The organism is Microbacterium sp. HD4P20 (assembly GCF_019449275.2).
In the GTDB taxonomy this organism is placed as follows: domain Bacteria; phylum Actinomycetota; class Actinomycetes; order Actinomycetales; family Microbacteriaceae; genus Microbacterium.
Genome location: NZ_JAHZQZ020000009.1, coordinates 1 through 17282, shown reverse-complemented (window position 1 = coordinate 17282; position 17282 = coordinate 1). Strand labels below are relative to the sequence as shown.

The 17282-nt window shown below is 69.5% G+C and carries 20 protein-coding genes; 4 read left to right on the top strand and 16 right to left on the bottom strand.

Going from position 1 to position 17282, the window contains the following annotated elements:
• Positions 1–228 precede the first annotated feature (228 nt).
• From K0817_RS02195 to K0817_RS02185, 3 genes are all read right to left on the bottom strand, one after another.
• Positions 229–969, bottom strand: coding sequence for a hypothetical protein (locus tag K0817_RS02195; RefSeq protein ID WP_219979729.1), 741 nt, complete (start codon positions 967–969; stop codon positions 229–231).
• A 120-nt stretch (positions 970–1089) separates the two neighbouring features.
• Positions 1090–2556 (bottom strand): cardiolipin synthase, encoded by a 1467-nt coding sequence (gene cls, locus K0817_RS02190; protein ID WP_219979728.1) that lies wholly within the window; start codon positions 2554–2556, stop codon positions 1090–1092.
• 57 nt (positions 2557–2613) lie between these two features.
• On the bottom strand, positions 2614–2796 hold the full coding sequence (locus K0817_RS02185; RefSeq protein WP_219979727.1) for a hypothetical protein: 183 nt from the start codon (positions 2794–2796) through the stop codon (positions 2614–2616).
• A gap of 123 nt (positions 2797–2919) precedes the next feature.
• On the opposite strand from K0817_RS02185, the gene K0817_RS02180 reads away from it, so the two are divergent.
• The 3 genes from K0817_RS02180 to K0817_RS02170 all read left to right on the top strand — a co-directional run bounded on the left by K0817_RS02180 (position 2920) and on the right by K0817_RS02170 (position 4817).
• Positions 2920–4080 (top strand): DUF4192 family protein, encoded by a 1161-nt coding sequence (locus tag K0817_RS02180; RefSeq protein ID WP_219979726.1) that lies wholly within the window; start codon positions 2920–2922, stop codon positions 4078–4080.
• A 130-nt stretch (positions 4081–4210) separates the two neighbouring features.
• Positions 4211–4534 carry a helix-turn-helix transcriptional regulator gene (locus K0817_RS02175; protein ID WP_219979725.1) on the top strand — a complete coding sequence of 108 codons (324 nt, stop codon included), beginning with the start codon at positions 4211–4213 and terminating at the stop codon, positions 4532–4534.
• Positions 4521–4817: a hypothetical protein gene (locus tag K0817_RS02170; RefSeq protein WP_219979724.1), complete on the top strand. Its 297-nt coding sequence runs from the start codon at positions 4521–4523 to the stop codon at positions 4815–4817. The genes K0817_RS02175 and K0817_RS02170 overlap by 14 nt, the downstream gene beginning before the upstream one ends.
• Before the next feature lie 8 nt (positions 4818–4825).
• Here the strand turns inward: K0817_RS02170 and K0817_RS02165 are convergent, their stop codons facing one another.
• The gene (locus K0817_RS02165; RefSeq protein WP_253735125.1) at positions 4826–5902 is read right to left on the bottom strand and encodes a GTP-binding protein; all 1077 of its coding nucleotides are present in this window, start codon (positions 5900–5902) and stop codon (positions 4826–4828) included.
• A 48-nt stretch (positions 5903–5950) separates the two neighbouring features.
• On the opposite strand from K0817_RS02165, the gene ykgO reads away from it, so the two are divergent.
• On the top strand, positions 5951–6073 hold the full coding sequence (gene ykgO / locus K0817_RS02160) for a type B 50S ribosomal protein L36 (protein ID WP_219979723.1): 123 nt from the start codon (positions 5951–5953) through the stop codon (positions 6071–6073).
• Between the two features lie 23 nt (positions 6074–6096).
• Here ykgO and lysS read toward each other — a convergent pair whose 3' ends face one another.
• The 12 genes from lysS to hpt form a co-directional block, all read right to left on the bottom strand.
• Positions 6097–7623, bottom strand: coding sequence for a lysine--tRNA ligase (lysS, locus tag K0817_RS02155; protein ID WP_219979722.1), 1527 nt, complete (start codon positions 7621–7623; stop codon positions 6097–6099).
• A gap of 75 nt (positions 7624–7698) precedes the next feature.
• Complete coding sequence (gene panC / locus K0817_RS02150; RefSeq protein WP_219979721.1) at positions 7699–8544, bottom strand: pantoate--beta-alanine ligase; 846 nt, start codon at positions 8542–8544, stop codon at positions 7699–7701.
• Positions 8541–9254: a Rossmann-like and DUF2520 domain-containing protein gene (locus K0817_RS02145; protein WP_219979720.1), complete on the bottom strand. Its 714-nt coding sequence runs from the start codon at positions 9252–9254 to the stop codon at positions 8541–8543. The genes panC and K0817_RS02145 overlap by 4 nt, the downstream gene beginning before the upstream one ends.
• Positions 9251–10948, bottom strand: a complete 1698-nt coding sequence (locus K0817_RS02140; RefSeq protein WP_219979719.1) for a PH domain-containing protein — start codon at positions 10946–10948, stop codon at positions 9251–9253. Before K0817_RS02140 ends, K0817_RS02145 begins: the two co-directional genes overlap by 4 nt.
• Positions 10945–11583, bottom strand: coding sequence for a PH domain-containing protein (locus tag K0817_RS02135; RefSeq protein WP_219979718.1), 639 nt, complete (start codon positions 11581–11583; stop codon positions 10945–10947). Before K0817_RS02135 ends, K0817_RS02140 begins: the two co-directional genes overlap by 4 nt.
• Entirely contained in the window at positions 11555–12022 is a 468-nt protein-coding gene (locus K0817_RS02130) for a DUF3180 domain-containing protein (RefSeq protein WP_219979717.1), read from the bottom strand. The genes K0817_RS02135 and K0817_RS02130 overlap by 29 nt, the downstream gene beginning before the upstream one ends.
• Positions 12019–12627 (bottom strand): 2-amino-4-hydroxy-6-hydroxymethyldihydropteridine diphosphokinase, encoded by a 609-nt coding sequence (gene folK / locus K0817_RS02125; RefSeq protein ID WP_219979716.1) that lies wholly within the window; start codon positions 12625–12627, stop codon positions 12019–12021. Before folK ends, K0817_RS02130 begins: the two co-directional genes overlap by 4 nt.
• Complete coding sequence (gene folB / locus K0817_RS02120) at positions 12624–13019, bottom strand: dihydroneopterin aldolase (protein WP_219979715.1); 396 nt, start codon at positions 13017–13019, stop codon at positions 12624–12626. The genes folK and folB overlap by 4 nt, the downstream gene beginning before the upstream one ends.
• Positions 13019–13852 (bottom strand): dihydropteroate synthase, encoded by an 834-nt coding sequence (gene folP / locus K0817_RS02115; RefSeq protein WP_219979714.1) that lies wholly within the window; start codon positions 13850–13852, stop codon positions 13019–13021. The genes folB and folP overlap by 1 nt, the downstream gene beginning before the upstream one ends.
• A complete protein-coding gene (folE, locus tag K0817_RS02110; RefSeq protein ID WP_219979713.1) occupies positions 13849–14448 on the bottom strand; it encodes a GTP cyclohydrolase I in 600 nt (199 codons plus the stop codon). The genes folP and folE overlap by 4 nt, the downstream gene beginning before the upstream one ends.
• A gap of 9 nt (positions 14449–14457) precedes the next feature.
• On the bottom strand, positions 14458–16464 hold the full coding sequence (gene ftsH / locus K0817_RS02105; protein ID WP_219979712.1) for an ATP-dependent zinc metalloprotease FtsH: 2007 nt from the start codon (positions 16462–16464) through the stop codon (positions 14458–14460).
• A 200-nt stretch (positions 16465–16664) separates the two neighbouring features.
• Complete coding sequence (hpt, locus tag K0817_RS02100) at positions 16665–17216, bottom strand: hypoxanthine phosphoribosyltransferase (RefSeq protein ID WP_219979711.1); 552 nt, start codon at positions 17214–17216, stop codon at positions 16665–16667.
• Positions 17217–17282: the final 66 nt, after the last annotated feature.

Sequence of the window (17282 nt, the reverse complement as noted above, 5' to 3'; positions counted from 1 at the left end):
CCCCCCCAGCCGGAGGAGTGCCCTCCCGCCCGGCGGTGAATCGCGGCCTGGGCGGAGAATCTGCGAGCCATCCGCCGACAACGGGCCGAAGCTCCGCCGGGCGGAGTCCGATCGCAGCAACAGCCAGGGGATTCCGGATGCCACGGGTCGAAGCTCCGCCGGGCGGAGTCCGATCGCAGCAACAGCCAGGGGCTTCCGGATGCCACGGGCCGGGCGGAATCGCGGGCGTCAGTCGTTGCCGATGATGGGGATCCGGACGTTGTCGAACTCGCCGCCGGTGAGGATCGCGAAGGCCTCGGAGTCGTCGTCAAGACCGTCGGCCTGCACGAGCGTGCCGCGCGGAGCCATGTCGGCGGTGCAGACCTGGTCGGCCGGCGGCGTGACGAAGGTCACGGTGACCTCCGAGCCGGCGGTGGTGACGGACTCGACGGCCGGCACGCACGACGACGAGCCCCATGTCAGCACGATGAACTCGCCGTCGTCGTCGGTCCAGCCGGCGCTCGGCAGGTAGTCCGTCTCGCCGCTGGCGTCGAGGCCGGCGACGCCGTCGAGGTCGGTGTCGCCGTGGCTGTCGCCGAGCGTCACGCGGATCTCGAGCTCCTGCGTCGGGTCGACACCCTCCGGTACCGCCACGATCGTCGCACGGGGTGCCAGGTCGCGGGTGCAGACGATGTCCTCGGGCGGCTCGATGAGCTCGACATCGAGCACGGCGCCGTTGAGCGCGACCTCACCGGCGGTGGGCACGCACGTCGATGATCCCTCGGTCACGATCCCGATCATGCGGCCGTTGTCGAGCCACGCGGCATCGACCTCGATCTCAGTGCCGGCACCGCCCGACGAACCACTCGGGGTCGAGGAAGGCGTCGCCGGCGAGCCCGGCCCGGCGGTCGACGCGCACGCGGTCAGCGTGCCGGCGACGAGAAGCACCAGAAACGATCCGGCCAGGGCGGAGGATGGGCGACGTGGCATGCGAAGGCCTTTCGATCCGGGATGCCGCGAGGCGGGGCATCCGTCATCCCTATGGTGTCGCAATCAGCCAGAGAATCTCTCGAGAACTTCGGAAACCCCCGCCACGACCGGTCGAAGCCCCTATTGCAGCGCCGACGTGAGGCGCGCGAGGTTGTCGAGGACCGTCGAGCGCAGGGGCTGCTTCTCCCATTCCTCGAGGGTCAGCCGGCGGCTGAGCGAACGGTACTGGTCCTCGACGTCGTGCATCTCGCGCACGAACTCCTCGCCGCGCACGAGCATCGAGATCTCCATGTTGAGACCGAACGATCGCATGTCCATGTTGCTCGAGCCGATGATCGCGACCTCGTCGTCGATGGTGAGGCTCTTGGTGTGCAGAATGTAGGGCTTCTCGTACATCCAGATCTTCACGCCGGCGCGAAGCAGCGCCTCGTAGTAGCTGCGCTGCGCGTGGTAGACGATCGCCTGGTCGCCCTCCTCCGACACGAACAGCTCCACGTGGATTCCCCGCTGGCACGCCGTCGTGACCGCGAGCAGCAGCGCCTCATCGGGCACGAAATAGGGACTCACCACGATGATCCGGCGCTGAGCGGCGTAGAGGAGCGCCGCGAACAGCTTGAGGTTGTTCTCGAACTCGAAACCGGGGCCGGACGGGATGATCTGGCAGTCGAGGTCGCCGGGCCCGGAGGTCACATTGAACAGGTCGATCTCGTCGGTGAGCACCTCGTCGGTCTCGCTGTACCAGTCGCTCAAGAAGACGGCGTTGACGGATGCCACGACCGGGCCTTCGATGCGCGCCATGAGGTCGACCCAGTGCAACCCGCGACGGATGTTCTTCTTGAGGTTGTACGTAGAGTCGGTCACGTTCTGCGAGCCGGTGAACGCCACGCGGCCGTCCACGACGAGCAGCTTTCGGTGGTTGCGCAGGTCGGGGCGCTGGTACTTGCCCTTGAACGGCTGCACGGGCAGCATCAGGTGCCAGTGCGCGCCCATCGCGTCCAGCCGCTTCAGGGTGCGGCGATAGAACGGCTTGCCGCGGTTGGCCCAGTGATCCAGCAGCACACGCACCGTCACGCCTCGCGCCGTCGCCTCTTCGAGGGCACGGAACAGGTTGTCGGTCGCGGCATCCGATTGGAAGATGTAGAACTCGACGTGCACGTAACGCTCGGCCGAACGGATCGCGTCGGCCATGGCGTCGAGGCTGTCCTGGTAGCGCGAGATGAGGTGGGCGGCGTTGTCGCCCGCGAGCGGCATCGCCCCGAGATTGCGGTTGAGGGTCACCAGCGACGTGAACCACTCGGGCGCGTGCGGACGCAACGTGCCGAAGTCGAGCGACTCACTCGTGTCGTGGATGTACTCGTTGATGCGCTCCTGCTTGCGGCGGCGCTTGCGCGGCAGGCGCGGGTTTCCGATCAGCAGGAACAGGAAGACGCCGATGATGGGAATGAAGTAGATCGCCAGCAGCCAGGCCATGGCGGCGGTCGGCCGGCGGTTGCGGGGCACGACGATGATCGCGGCGATGCGGATGGCGAGGTCGACGACGAAGACGACAAGAACCCACCACGTCGCATCGATCGTGATGGATATCACCTGGCCCCCTCCACGTCCCCCGACTGCGCGGTGTCCCCAGCGTAGTGGGGGCGGCGGTCAGAGCTCGGACGCGGCGGGCGGCAGTCCGCGCTTGGCGCGCTCCTCGGCCTCGATGCGGGAGTACTCGCGGCGCTCGTGGCGGTCGGCGCGGATGATGCTGCGCAGGACGAAGAAGAAGATCGCGCTCACGACGACGGTGGGCAGCAGCGTCCACAGCACTGCGAGCCAGTAGTCGTCCATGCCCTCCAGGATACGCCGCGGATATGGACGGTTCCTCCACAGGTGCGGCCTGCGGGCGTGGGTGAGCGTCATCCATCCACAGGTCTTTCGCCGCGCACCCCTGCCGCCCGAGAGTCGGTCGACATGACCAGCACAATCGTCAAGGCGGCCGATGCCGCGCAGTTCCTGTCCTTCGTCCCCCGTCTGCTCGGCTATCACCCGACGCGCAGCCTCGTGGTGATCCCGTTCCACGGCTCGCGCAGCCTCGGCGCCATGCGGGTCGATCTACCCGATACGGCGACTGCCGCAGTCGACAGCATCGCTTCCACCGTCATCGGCATGGTCTGCCGTCTTCCGCACGCCGACGGGCTGGCGACGGTCGCGTACACCGGCTCGAGCTTCGGTGGGCACGCCGGGATGCCGCACCGAGACCTCGTCGAGGCGCTCGCTCGCCGCGCCGATGCGTGCGGCCTGCGACTGGTCGACGCGCTGTGCGTCACGGCCGACGCGTGGGGCTCCTACCTCGACCCGTCCTGCCCGGGATCCGGCCGGGCGCTGGCCGACCTCGATGCGGTCCCGGCGGAATTGGCGGAACTGCCCGCGCCGAGCGGTGACCAGGGCTCGGGCGCGGAGCTTCCTGCCATCGACGACGCCGAGCGGGAGGACGTCGCGCGGGCGCTGGGGGCGGTGAATCGTGCCGTCACCGTGCTCTGCGGCACGGACGTCGCCAGCTCCGCAGAAGCGGACGAGGTGTCCGACGAGTCGATGACGGACGAGGGTCGCGTCGACCCGCGGGCTCTGGCCACCGCGTGTCTGCTGGACGACCTGCCCGATCTCTTCGAGGACGCCCTCGCCTGGGATGCCGCGGCCCTCGACCCGTATCGCGCAGCGGCTCTCGTCTGGTGCTTGTCTCGTCCGTCGCTTCGCGACGTGGCCCTCGTGCAATGGAGCGGAAACCTTGCCCAGGGCGACGAAGCGTTCGACGCCCAGCTGAGGTGGGAGGACGGGGAGGAGTACCCCGAGCACCTCGCGATGCGGATGTGGGGCGAAGGGGACCGGCCGGACCCCGAGCGGCTCGAGCGTGCGCTGCAGCTCGTGCGGCACGCGGCGGCGGTCGCCCCGCGGAGTGCGCGACCCGGTCCACTGTCGATGTGCGCGTGGCTGTCGTGGGCCCTCGGACGGTCGACGCACGCCGAGGCGTACGCGCAACGGGCGTGTGACATCGAGCCGGAGCACGGGTTGTCCGAGATCGTGCTGTCGTTCGTCCGGGCCGGCCACCTGCCCGAGTTCGTCTGGTCGCGATGACAGCGCCACCGTCGGTCGTCCGCCGTTCCTGCCCCATACCAAGCGCAGCGCAACGCAGCGCAAACCGATCATCGTTCTCGATTGCATAAACATATTGCGATCTGCTTATGTCTCCTGGTTCGATGGGGACATGGAACGAGAGGCGGGGCTGGAAGCCACTGCGGAACTCTTCAAAGTGCTGGGCTCCTCGTCTCGCCTCTACCTGCTGCGCCTGCTTGCCGCGGAGCCCTCCGGGGTGAGTGAGCTGGTTTCGCGGAGCGGGATGTCGCAGCCGCTCGTTTCGCAGCATCTACGGACCTTGCGACAGACAGGAATCGTGACGGTCTCTCGTACCGGCCGCGAGGCGATCTATCGGCTCGCCGACCACCACATCGCGCACGTCGTCGACGACGCGATCACTCACGTCCTCGAAGAGGACACCCTGACGGAGGGAAAGAACGATGAGCACCACTGAGATCCACGCAGAGCACACGATCGCCGAGCACGAGCACGGGACCGACTGCGGTCACGAGGCGGTCCAACACGAGGACCACGTCGACTACGTGCACGGCACCCATCATCACGCGGCGCACGGTGACCACTACGACGAGCACGAGAGCGTCGCCGAGCACACCACCCAAGAGCACGCTCACGGCGCCGACTGCGGTCACGAAGCCGTCCCGCACGACGACCACGTCGACTACGTGCACGACGGACACAAGCACGCCGTCCACGGCGAGCACTACGACGAGCACTGACGTTCGAGTCAGTGGTGATGCGGAACAGACCACTGCGGAAAGGGGTCTGCGTACCGCGCCCATGATTCCGGCCCGGCGACGAGCTCGGTGGGATCGAGCAGGCACGCGGTGAGCGTCGCGTCGAGTACGTCCCGGTCCAGGCGCAGGCCGAAGAAGACGATCTCCTGACCGACCGGAGAATCGGCATCCCAGCTGAGCAGGCTCGTCGGATCGAGGTCGAGCACGTCGCCGGCCGTCGACCACGCGCCGACGCGGTCGGGGCGGGTGGCCAGGCGGACGAAGCCCCGAGACCGGAGGATCCTGCCCACGCGCTGCGGGATGAGCCGATCGCCGATCGCCTCGTAGAGTCGCCCGGGATGGAATGGGCGAGGATCGCGGAACACGTGGGCGCCGATCGCGCCAGGACTGGCCGCGGCGGGCGCTCCTTCTACGAGCTGCTGCTGCCAGCCCATCGACGCGCCGAGCCGGTGCGCACGCCCCCTGACCAGTAGCACCGACGGCGACCGGAGGCTCGACACCTGCGATTCCGATACGACCCGCGCAGCCGGCGCCAGCTGCGCGAGGAACGCAGTGACGAGCTTCGCCTGGGCAGGCTGGTGTGAGGCGTCGTCGTCGGTGAGCACGATGACGCTTGCGAACTCGAGCCGCCGGGCCAGTCGGCCTGGCGCGTCGAAGTCGCGGCTGCCGGCCGCGGCTGCCCCGTCGGCTCGAGCGTCGAAGAGAACCGTCAGGACTTCACTGACCGACGTGACGGCGACCACGTCCCGGATTCCCACCAGGACTGCCGGCTCCTGGATGTTCAGGACGTGCTCCATGACCAGAGCGACCTCGACGGGGTCGGCGCTCGGCTCGAGCAGCACGACCGCGTTGCCGGTCAGCCCGTCACTGGCATCCGCCATCAGCGCCTCCGCCAGGTCGACCGCGAACTCGGCACTGTCAGCGCCCGAGACATCGAGCGCGCAGGAGACTCGCCTCGCCGGGCCGCGGCTCATGCTCTCGGCGACCCGGCGACTGTCGATCAGGTCGCCGCCGCTCACGAGGGTGACGGCCAGACCCGCAGCCGACGGCGGTGGAAGGGCGCTCACATGAGCTACGGTAGTTGAGAATTGTTCTCAATAACAATCGGAGTCGACATGAAAGTCCGCAACTCGCTGAAGTCGATGAAGAAGATGCCCGGGGCGCAGGTCGTTCGCCGTCGCGGCCGGATCTTCGTCATCAACAAGCTCAACCCGCGTTTCAAGGCGCGCCAGGGCTGAGGCCGGGCGCCGCGGTAGGCGGCCTACTTGACCAGCGGGAAGAGGATGGTCTCTCGGATGCCGAGCCCGGTGATCGCCATGAGCAGCCGGTCGATCCCCATGCCCATCCCCCCGGTGGGGGGCATGCCGTGCTCGAGCGCGCGCAGGAACTCCTCGTCGATGCGCATCGCCTCGAGGTCGCCGCGGGCTGCGAGCTTGGCCTGCTCGACGAAGCGCTCGCGCTGGATGACCGGGTCGACCAGCTCGGAGTATCCGGTGGCGAGCTCGAATCCTCGTGTGTAGAGATCCCACTTCTCGACGACACCGGGGATGGTGCGGTGCTCGCGCACCAGCGGGCTGGTGTCGAGCGGGAAGTCCATCACGAAGGTCGGCCGCGTCAGCTGCGACTTGACGAAGTGCTCCCACAGCTCTTCCACGAGCTTGCCGTGGATCACGTGGGGCGGCTCTTCGACGCCCGCGGACGCCGCGAGCGCGCGCAACTCGTCGAGCGGGGTCTCGGGCGTGATCGTGCGGCCCGCCGCGTGCGACAGCGATTCGTACATCGACAGCCGCTCCCACTGCCCGCCGAGGTCGTACTCGGTGCCGTCGGCCCACGTCACGGTGGTCGATCCCGTCACCGCGATCGCGGCGTTCTGGACGAGCTCCTGCGTGAGGTCGGCGATGCCGTTGTAGTCGCTGTACGCCTGATAGGCCTCGAGCATCGCGAACTCGGGGCTGTGCGTGGAGTCGGCTCCCTCGTTGCGGAAATTGCGGTTGATCTCGAACACCCGGTCGATGCCGCCGACGACCGCACGCTTGAGGAAGAGCTCGGGAGCGATGCGCAGGTAGAGGTCCGCGTCGAACGCGTTGGAGTTCGTGATGAAGGGGCGAGCGGATGCTCCGCCGTGCTGCACCTGCAGCATCGGGGTCTCGACCTCGACGAAGTCGCGCGCGGCGAACGTCTCGCGCAGGCTCGCGTTGACCTTCGCGCGCGCCAGCACCGTCTCGCGCGCACGGTCGCGGACGATGAGGTCGAGGAAGCGGCTGCGAACGCGATTCTCTTCGCTCAGCTCGTTGTGCAGGTTCGGCAACGGCAGGATCGCCTTGGACGCGATGCGCCAATCGGCCACCATGATCGACAGCTCGCCGCGGCGGCTGGAGATGACCCCGCCCGACACGAAGACGTGGTCGCCGAGGTCGACGAGCTCCTTCCACGCCTGCAACGACTCATCGCCCACCGCAGCGAGCGACACCATCGCCTGGATGCGGCTGCCGTCCCCGGCCTGCAGCGTGGCGAAGCACAGCTTGCCGGTGTTGCGGCTCGACACGACGCGGCCGGCGACCGCCGCGGTCACGCCCGTCTCGGCCCCGGCCTCGAGATCTGCGAAGCGCTCGCGCAGGGCCGGGATCGTGTCGGTGATCGGCAGGCTGACCGGGTACGCCCCGCCCGCGGCATCCGCTCGCTCCGCGATCAGCCGCTCGCGCTTGGCCAGCCGCACAGCCTTCTGCTCGAATACTTCTTCTTCGGTCGGCTCGGCAGGGCCCTCGGCGGGCGCGGTCGTGTCGGTCATGGCAGGGGGCTCCTCGGAACGCGGACCCCCAAGTCTATCGACGCTCCCCGCGGCGCCCGCCGGTCGGACGGCCGGTCAGCCGACGTAGATCTCGGCGTTGTCGATGAAGCGGTGTCCGCCGACGCTCGCGGCGATGAGCGCGAGCGCCGGACCCGGCCGGCCCTCATCGACGGGAAGGAAGGTGGCGGGATCGACGACGCTGAGATACTCCAGCCGGATGCGCGGCTCCCCCATCAGCGTGGACTGCGCCGCGGCGATGCAGGCATCGACCCCGCGCTCGGCGTTCGCGGCGGCGGCGTCCAGCGCCGCCGGCAGCAGCGCCGCGGCGGCCCGATCGCCCGCATCCAGCAGGCCGATCCGCGTCGAGACCGGCAGTCCGTCGTCGCTGCGCACGGTGTCGGCCGTGACGACCTCGATGTCGAAGAACAGGTCGCGGATCATCCGCCGCACGAGGAAGATCCGCTGCCGATCGCGCTCGCCGTACACCGCCACATCGGGCCGCACGAGGTGGAACAGCTTGGCCTCGACCGTGAGCAGCCCGTCGAAGTAGGACGGCCGGGCACGTCCCTCGTACCGCAGCCCGAGGTCACCGGCGCTGATCTTGGTCGTGGCGGCTCCGTCGGGCAGCAGCTCGGACTGCTCGGGCGCGAAGACCACCTCGACTCCCAGCGACTCCAGCAGCTCGGCATCCTCCCCTGGTGTGCGCGGGTAGGCGGCGAGCTCGGACGGGGCAGCGAACCGGAGCGGATTGACGAAGCTCGACACCACGACGATGTCAGCCTCTTCGCGCGCGCGGTGGACGAGGTCGGTATGCCCGTCGTGCAGGGCGCCGATCGTCGAGACGAGCGCGACGCGCGCCTGCGGTGCGGCGGCTCTGACCTGGGCCAGGCGGGCGCGCAGTTCGGCGACGGTGCGGATCATCCTTGGATGCTAGCGGTCGGATCGATGCCGGGGCCCGACCCCGCCTCGGCGAGTGCCTGGTCGATGGTCGTGTGCGCGAGGGCAGACAGATAAGTGCCAGGGTGCGGGACGCCGGCCTCGGCGAGGAGCCTCGTCGCCTGCTGCACGATCGAGCGCGAGAAATCGCGGGCGGTCGCCATCGCCTCCGCGTAGGCGGGCCGCGCGTCCTCGGCGATCACGACGGGTTCGCAGCCCAGCTCGACGGCGAGCGCCTGCGCGATGGGGAGCACCGGCGCCGGAGCCGTCACCGCCGCGTATGCGTTGGTCAGCGCGCGCAGGTCCATCGACGTGCCGGTGAACGCGATCGCCGGGTGCACCGCCAGCGGAATGGCGCCGCGCGAGACGGCGGGAGAGAGGATGCCGGTGCCGAAGGCGGGATCGGTGTGCATCACCAGCTGCCCCGGCTGCCACGCGCCGACCTCGGCCAGTCCCGCGACGAGCCCCGCCAGCTCATCGTGCGGCACCGCGACGATGACCAGCTCGCTGCGGCGGGCCACCTCGGTCGGATCGAGTACGGGCACTCCCGGAAGGATCGCTCCCACCCGGTCGGGGTCGGATCCCCCCGTGACTCCCACCAGTGCGTGTCCTGCACCGGCGAGTTTCGCCGCGAGCACCGGACCGACACGTCCCGCACCGACGACGCCGATGCCGAGGCGGCCTTCCCGCCTCATGCCGAGCCCTCGGTGGATCGGTCGCGCAGAGCCTCCCCGCCGGTCGTCGGAACCTCGTCCCCGGGAGCGGCGTCGGCCGGGGCATCCGTCTCCTCTGCCCAGCGATGTGTGCGATCCACAAGCGCAGCTTGGATGGTCGCGCGGGTCACGTCGTCGAAGAGGGTGAGGGCGGCGTCGCGGTCGATCGCAGCCAGGTACGGGTACACCGGGCCGGTCACCACGTGGGCGCGGGCGTTCGCGACCCGCGTGAGCCGGTCGAGCGGCCCCTGATGCAGGGCGAAGCTCTGCAGGCGCGCCAGCGGCAGAATGGCGAGCTTGCGCCACACGACGCCGCGGCGCAGTAGCAGCAGGTCGCGGGTCAGGCGGAACCCTCTGCGCCGGTAGGAGAACGGCCGGATCCACCACGCCCGCGCGGGCGAATTGGTGAAGACGTCCGACTTGCCCGATCCCGACATCCCCTCGTGCGCGATCACCGCCCACTCGTCGTCGGGCACCGACGGCTGCAGCAGGCGCAGCACGCGTTCGACATCCGCCGCGGTTCCCACCGGCAGCACCGTGGTGAACTGGTCGGTCGACGTGTCGCTGGCGCTGCGGCCGGTCAGCCGGTTGATGCGGATCGTCCACCAGCCGAACGGACGCCACAGGATCGGCTGCGTCACCTCGACGGCGTGCACCCGCCCCGGAGGGACGATCTCGGTGACGGTGGTGAGCAGGCCGAACGTGATCCGCACGCCGTCGGGCGTGGGAGCGATCGAGTACCGCAGCGAGCGCACGATGGAGCGCACCCAGTACGCGCCGAAGCCGATGAGGCCGGGCACGAACGCGAACAGCAACCACGTGACGCCCTGCGAGACGCCGATGATGACAGCCACGGTCCCGAGCACGAGGAACACCGTCGACATGCTGATGATGTGGGATGCCACGAGCCGGCCGACCGGGATGCTCACGACCGACTCCGGCACCGCGACCGGTGCCTCGGAACCCTCGATGAGACCGGTGAGCTCGCGGCCCACGGTCTGACCCAGCGCGGCTACGCGTCCTCCCGCCGCACGAGCAGCATCCGGCGCGCCTCCAGGGGCCGCGGCATCCGCCAGCCGGCGACCGGATGCGAGACGCAGGATGTCGGCGCGCACCGCTTCTGCGTTCGCCGTCGACAGGTACTCCAGCTTGACGTTCGCGTCGGTGCCGGCGCCGACCACCTCGAGCTTGGCCATGCCCAGCAGTCGCGCGATCATCGGCCTGGTGAGGTTGACGCCCTGCACGCGGTCCAGCGGCGCACGGCGCTGCGTGCGGAACAGGATGCCGCTGCGCACTTCGACATCGTCGCCGGTGATGCGGAAGGTGTGGAACCGCCACGACAGGTAGAAGCCGGCGACCAGCAGAATCAGGACGGCCAGGACCGCGAGCACCGCGACGACGTAGAGGTTGTTGACGATGATGAAGTCGATGGGGTCGCCGCCCGAGACCTCCCAGTCGACCTCGTCGCTGACCTCGGGAGCCAGCCACGGCAGGAACACGACGAGCAGCCGGTCGCGGAGGTTCGCGACCACGACGCCGATGATCACGATGAGGAACAGCCCGCCCCGCAGCAGCGGCGTCAGCGGATGCAGCCGATGCCACTCGCCGTCACTCAGGGGCGAGCGCACGAGCTCCGCGGGAGGCGGCGGGACGGCGTGAGGAGGAACGGATGTCATAGGCCCGTGCGCCGGCTTTCGGCGACGCCCACGAGGTGGTCACGCAGCGTGTCGGCCGTCGCCTGCTCGAGACCGGGGATCACGACGCCGGTCGCCGCGGCGGCCGTCACGAACTTGAGCTGCGCGATGCCGAAGCCGCGGTCGAGCGGCCCGTGCGTGATGTCGATGAGCTGCATCCGGCCGTACGGCACCGCGACGAACCGCTGCCACAGGATGCCACGACGGAAGACGAGGTCGTCCTGACGCAGCTGATACCCGATCGAACGGGCCTGCCGCGGCAGGATCGCAAGCGTCCACACCAGGATCAGCGTGATGAAGCCCCCTGGGATCCACGCCCACCACTGGTTCATGACGAGGGCCAGCACGAGGGTCGCCGCGACGACGAGCAACAGGAACGCACCGTTGGCGATGAACTGCACGCGCACGTACTTGGGTGAGATCTGGTGCCACACGCCGCTCTCGAGCACGAGGCGGTTCTCGGACCGTGGCTCGGTGAGGTGCGAGAAGGTGTCGCCCTCGACCGGCGGCGGACTCGCCTGCGCGGCGTGCGGCGCCGCGTCCGGCGCCGCGTGGGTCAGTGCGCCTGGGTCGGCGGGGTGACCCGCATCAGGCGTCGACTCCGGGCTGTTCGTCATCCTCGTCCTTCCGGATCGTGCACAGGTGCTCCGCGACGAGTCCGGCGACGACCAGGACCGCGCCGCTCACGGCCGTCGCGATGACCGTCTCCAACGAGCCTAGCGAGGGTGGCACCGGCCGGCTCACCAGGAAGATCAGCAGCCCTGCACCCAGCCCGCCGATCGCCGCACCCACGATGCTCGACGCCTTCGCGAGCATCGCCACCCGCACGGCGCGGAACGGGTTGATCGCACCGCTCGTGCCGCTGCGCGTCGCGCGGCGGATCGGGATCGCCAGCACGATCACCAGCACCCCGAGCATCACCAGCAGGATCGGCAGGGTCACCGCAGGGGTGAACGTCGGCCGCCCCATCGAGGTGAGCAGCTGATCGAGGGCGAACCCGGCAGCCATGCCCAGCACTGCCGCGACGAGCAGGACGCCGGCTCCGGTGCGCTTCACGCTTCTCCCTCGCCAGGCCGGGGATGCGACCCGGGCGGCCTCTCGGCACGGGTGCCCGACCCTCGCAGTCGCGCGAGCGCGGCATCGACGCGCCCTGCTCCGGGCAGCACAGCGTCGGGGTCGATCGCGAGCCAGGGCTCGAGCACGAAGTCGCGTTCGGCGGCGCGCGGGTGCGGCAGGAGCAGATCGGGGTCATCGCTGATCACGTCGCCGTAGGAGATCAGGTCGAGGTCGAGGGTGCGGTCCTCCCACCCGGGCTCGCGCGCCGAGCGCCGCTCGCTGCGCGTTCGGCCGTGGCGCTGCTCGATCGCGTGCAGGTAGGCCAGCAGGAGCGACGGCGCGAGGCGCGTGGTGACGACGGCCACGGCGTTGAGGTACGCCGGGGCCGAGGCATCCCGCCCCTCCGGGGTGAGGGCCACCGACTCGATCGGTTCGGACACCCGCACCTCGTCGACGAGCGGCAGGCGCGCGAGGTCGTGGATGGCCGCCGTCATCGTCTCGGCACGATCTCCCAGGTTCGCGCCGAGAGCGACCACCGCCTCGACTGCACGGTGCTGCTGCCGTTCGAGGTCGCCGTCGAATCCCTGTGCGAGACGGCGGTTCACGCTCGCCCCTCGTCATCCGGAATGGGATGCTGCGTCCGGCGGACCGTCACAGCCACGTCGGCGAACGGCACGGTGATCGGCGCGGACGGCTTGTGCACGGTCACGGCAACCATCTGCACGTGCGCTCGCGTGAGCAGATCTTCCGCGATGCGCACGGCGAGGGTCTCGATGAGGTTCACCGGCTCGCCCGAGACGATCTCGACGATGCGCTCGGCGACCTCGCCGTAGTGCACGGTGTCGGCGACATCGTCGCTCGCGGCGGCCCGCGCCGTCTTCACGTATAGCGTCGTGTCGACCACGAACTCCTGGCCGTCGCGCCGCTCCGCCTCGAACACCCCGTGGTAGCCGAAGGCACGGATGCCGGTGAGCACGATCTCGTCTGCGAAGTCCATCAGTCCTGCCTGCCCTCAGAATCGGCGCGGCGCGCGCCGGACCACCGCTCGGCCACCGCAAGAGCATCCCGCGTGGCTGCGACATCGTGCACGCGGACGGCCCACACTCCTGCCTGGGCAGCGAGCGCGCTCGTCACGGCGGTCGCGAGGTCCCGGCGGTCCTCGGTGGCCTCGGCCGGGTCGTCGGCGAGCAGCTCGGCGAGGAACCGCTTGCGGCTCGTGCCCACGAGCACACGCGGACCCAGTGCGACGAATCGCTCCAGCCCCCGCAGCGTCTCCCAGTTCTGCTCGCCCTGCTTGCCGAAACCGACGCCGGGGTCGACGATCACACGCGACGGCGGGATGCCGGCGGCCGCGGCCGCGGCGATGCGGCCACGCAGCTCGGCCACCACCTCGGTCACGACGTCGGCGTAGGTCGCCCGCGCGTACATGTCCGCCGAGTGACCACGCCAATGCTGGAGCACGATGTCGGCCTCGGTCTGGCCGACCGCGGGGAGCATGTCGGGGTCGGCCATGCCGCCCGACACATCGTTGACGATCCGGGCGCCGGCGGCTGCTGCGGCGACAGCCGTGGCGGCGTTCATGGTGTCGATGCTGACCAGCGCCCCCGCCTCGGCGAGTGCCGAGACGACCGGCAGCACGCGTTCCTGCTCGAGCGCGGGACCCACCCGCTCGGCGCCGGGCCGGGTGGATTCGCCGCCGACATCGAGGATGTGCGCGCCCTGCTCGCGCAACCGCAGGCCGTGCGCGACGGCGGCTTCGGCATCCGCATACCGGCCACCGTCGCTGAACGAGTCGGGGGTGACGTTCACCACGCCCATGATGAGCGTCATTCGCGCGCCCCCTGATGCGTGGACATGAGAGCGATGAGCTCTGCGCGCGCCGCCGGGTCGGTGAACTCACCGCGTGCCGCGATCGTCACGGTCGAGGCATCCGCCTGCTGTCCGCCGCGCATCGTGACGCACTCGTGCGATGCGTCCAGCACCACGAGCACCCCACGGGCATCGAGGGAGGCAGCGATCGTGTCGGCGATCTGCTCGCCCAGTCGCTCCTGCACCTGCGGCCGTGACGCCAGGATCTCGACGACCTTGGGCAGGGCCCCGAGCCCCACGACCTGTTCGCCGGGAAGATACGCGATGTGAGCGTGTCCGCGGAAGGGGAGCAGGTGGTGCTCGCACACTGAGCGGAACCGGATGCCCCGCAGCATGACCGCGCCTGACGGGAGCGTGTCGGGGGCCGGGCCCCGCGACACCGAGATCGTGCGGGCGAGCGGGGCCGCGGCATCCTCTCCCACTCCCGAGAAGAATTCGGCGTACGCGTCGGCGACGCGGTCGGGGGTGTGCTTCAGCCCGGGACGGTCGGGATCCTCCCCGATCGCCCCGAGCAGTTCGCGCACGAGCGCGGCGATGCGCTCCCGGTCGACGGCCACGGGCCGAGCCTACGCGGTCGCGGGGCGCGCCTGCCCGGTCGGGCGCCGCTTGGCCGCCTTCTCGGCGACCGGCTGGTCGGCCTCGACGCTCGCGGCCAGGCCGGCGTCTTCGCGCCGTGCGGGTACGTCGACCGGCGGCAGGGCCGACGGCGGACGCTGCTCGCTCGAGAGCCACTGCGGGCGCGGAGGCAGGCGCTTGACGTCCTTGAAGATCTCGGCCAGCTCCAGGTGGTCGAGGGTCTCCTTCTCGAGCAGCTCGAGCGCGAGCTTGTCGAGGATGTCGCGGTTGGCGTTGATGACCTCGTAGGCCTCGTTGTGCGCCTGCTCGATCAGGTCGCGAACCTGTGAATCGACCCGCTCGGCGACGCGCTCGGAGAAGTCGCGCCCGTGACCCATGTCACGGCCCATGAACACCTCACCCGACGACGAGCCCAGCTTGACCGGACCCACGTCCATGGTCATGCCGTACTCGGTGACCATCTTGCGGGCGATGTTGGTCGCCTTCTCGATGTCGTTGCTGGCGCCGGTCGTGGGATCGTGGAAGACGATCTCTTCGGCGACGCGGCCGCCCATCGCATAGGTCAGCTGGTCCTGCAGCTCGTTGCGGGTGATCGAGTACTTGTCGTCCAGGGGCAGCACCATCGTGTACCCGAGCGCCTTGCCGCGCGGCAGGATCGTGATCTTGGTGACCGGATCGGTGTGGTTCATCGCCGCCGCCGCGAGCGCGTGTCCGCCCTCGTGGTAGGCCGTGATGAGCTTCTCCTTGTCTTTCATCACGCGCGTGCGGCGCTGCGGACCGGCGATGACGCGGTCGATCGCCTCGTCGAGCGCGCGGTTGTCGATCAGCTGCGCGTTGGAGCGCGCGGTCAGCAGCGCGGCCTCGTTCAGGACGTTGGCGAGGTCGGCACCGGTGAAGCCGGGCGTCTTGCGGGCGACGACCTCGAGGTCGACACCGTCGGCGAGCGGCTTGCCGCGGCCGTGGACCTCGAGGATCTTGGTGCGGCCCTTGAGGTCCGGCGCGTCGACGCCGATCTGACGGTCGAAGCGGCCCGGACGCAGCAGCGCCGGGTCGAGGATGTCGGGGCGGTTCGTCGCCGCGATCACGATGACGTTGACCTTCGGGTCGAAGCCGTCCATCTCGACGAGCATCTGGTTCAGGGTCTGCTCGCGCTCGTCGTGACCGCCGCCCATGCCGGCGCCTCGGTGGCGGCCGACGGCATCGATCTCGTCGATGAAGATGATGGCGGGCGAGTTCTCCTTGGCCTGGTTGAACAGGTCGCGCACCCGGCTCGCGCCGACGCCGACGAACATCTCGACGAAGTCAGAACCCGAGATGGAGTAGAACGGCACCCCCGCCTCGCCGGCGACGGCGCGGGCGAGCAGCGTCTTCCCGGTTCCGGGAGGGCCGTACAGCAGCACGCCCTTGGGGATGCGGGCGCCGACTGCCTGGAACTTCGAGGGGTCCTTCAGGAAGTCCTTGATCTCCTGCATCTCCTCGATGGCCTCGTCCGACCCGGCGACATCGGCGAAGGTGACCTGGGGCATCTCCTTGGTCACGAGCTTCGCCCGGGACTTGCCGAACTGCATGACCTTGCTGCCGCCGCCCTGCGCGCTCGAGAGCAGGAACCAGAACAGCAGACCGAGCAGCAGGATGGGCAGCAGCAGCGAGATGAACCCGTCGAACCACGTCGCACGCGGCACCGCGTCGTTGAAGCCGTCGGCGGGATCGGCGGCGTTGATCGCATCGACGACCTCTTCGGCCCGCGCCGAGACGTAATAGAACTGCACGTCGGTCGCGCCCTCGTACGCCTCGGACAGCTTCATGTCGACACGCTGGTCGCCGTCGGTGGTGACGACCTCGGTGACGGTGTCGCCGTCGAGGAGCTCCAGCCCTTCCTGCGTCGAGATCTGCTTCGCGCCGTTCAAGCTCGAGATGAGCGAGAACCCCACGATGAGGAAGATCCCGATCAGCAGGACATAGAAGAGCGGGTTGCGGGTGATCTTCTTGAAGTCCATGGTGCGGGCGAGAGCCCGGTCCCTTTCGTCGACGAACCGTCGCGCCAGCCTGTTCTCGGCCGCCGACGGGTGAAATCAGGGTATCGCGGCGTTCCTAAGGGCTGTCTGTGCATTCGCCCCGGGCGTAATCGCGCGGCGGGCGGACCCTGCCCCGGTCGTTGAGCGAGGGAGCGAAGCGACCGAGACGAAACGCCCTGGACCTACGAGTAGACGTGGGGCGCGAGCACGGCGACGTCGCGCAGGTTGCGGTAGCGCTCGGCGTAGTCGAGCCCGTAGCCGACGACGAACTCGGTCGGGATGTCGAAGCCCACGTACTTGCAGTGCACCTCGACCTTCGCGGCCGCGGGCTTGCGCAGCAGCGCGAAGACCTCGACGGATGCCGCACCCCGCGCCGTGAAGTTCTCCAGCAGCCAGCTGAGGGTCAGGCCCGAGTCGATGATGTCCTCGACGATCAGGACGTGCTTGCCCATGATGTCGGTGTCGAGGTCCTTGCGGATCTGCACGACACCGCTGGACTTGGTGCCGGCGCCGTACGACGAGACCGCCATCCAATCCATCGGCGCGGTCACCTTCAGCGCCCGCGAGAAGTCGGCCATCACCATGATCGCGCCCTTGAGCACGCCGACGAGCAGCAGATCCTCGCCCTCGTAGTCGGCATCGACCCGGGCGGCGATCTCCTGGAGCTTGTCGTGGATCTGCTCCTCGGTGACGAGGACTTCGGTCAGGTCGGTGGAGACATCGGCCGCGCGCATGGATCGAGTCTAGGCGTGCGGCGAGGCTCCCCCGAGCCGGCGCAAAGGGCCGCCCGGACGATCGGC